Below are 831 nucleotides of genomic sequence, written 5' to 3' on the forward strand. Positions count from 1 at the left end.
CGGGGCGGGCGCGGCGGCCGGCGACCGCCCGGTCCGACGCACCCGCACCGCGGGCGAGGGCTCGGCGAGCCAGGCGGCGACGGGCGCGGAGGAAGCCGCTCCGGCGCCGCGTCGTACGCGCAGCGCGGCCGAGGGCTCGGCGAGCCAGTCCGCGACCGGCGCTGCCGCACCTCGGCGTACGCGGAGCGCGGCCGACGGTTCGGCGAGCCAGGCTGGGACGGGCCAGGAGGGCGCCGCCCCGGCGCCACGTCGTACGCGCAGCGCTGCGGACGGTTCGGCGAGCCAGGACCAAGCCGGTGCCGCCGCCCCCCGCCGTACGCCGGGCGCGGCCGACGGGCCGGTCGGACAGCAGGCGGCCGCCGGCGACCGCCCGCCCCGCCGCACCCGCAGCGCGAGCGACGGCTCGGCGAGCCAGTCCGGTACGGGCACGGGCCCGACCCCCGCGAGCACTCCGGGAGCCACCCCGACCACCCGCCGCCCGGCCCCGCGCTCATCCGACGCGCCGTGGCACCACGCCCGCCCGGCCTTCGACGAGCCGCCGGTCGGCCGCTCCGGCTCAGGCGACAGCGAAGCCGACGCCGACGTCGACGCCGACCTCGACCGAGACCGCGATCGTGCGGCGGCCGACCGCCGCCGTGCCGAGGCCGCCGGCGACCACGCCGATGGCGTCGGCGGCATCCCCGGCAAGGCCACCGCACCCGAAACGCGGGAGCCGTCCGACAACCCCGAGCACACGCCCGCCACCCCGGACACCCGGCAGCCCCTGGAAACCCCTGGCCAGGCGACGGCCTCCCCGACGGTCCCTCCGGCGGACCGCCCCGCCGCCAACCC

Annotated in this window: 1 protein-coding gene and 1 pseudogene; both read right to left on the minus strand. The window is 81.3% G+C overall.

What is annotated here, in order from left to right; translation table 11 throughout:
- Nucleotides 1-429: pseudogene (locus ACSNOK_RS33330) on the minus strand (hypothetical protein); the annotation flags it as partial.
- A 127-nt stretch (nt 430-556) separates the two neighbouring features.
- The gene (locus ACSNOK_RS33335) at nt 557-733 is read right to left on the minus strand and encodes a hypothetical protein (RefSeq protein ID WP_436784522.1); all 177 of its coding nucleotides are present in this window, start codon (nt 731-733) and stop codon (nt 557-559) included.
- Nucleotides 734-831 lie beyond the last annotated feature (98 nt).

Source organism: Streptomyces sp. URMC 126 (assembly GCF_051386555.1).
Lineage (GTDB): Bacteria > Actinomycetota > Actinomycetes > Streptomycetales > Streptomycetaceae > Streptomyces.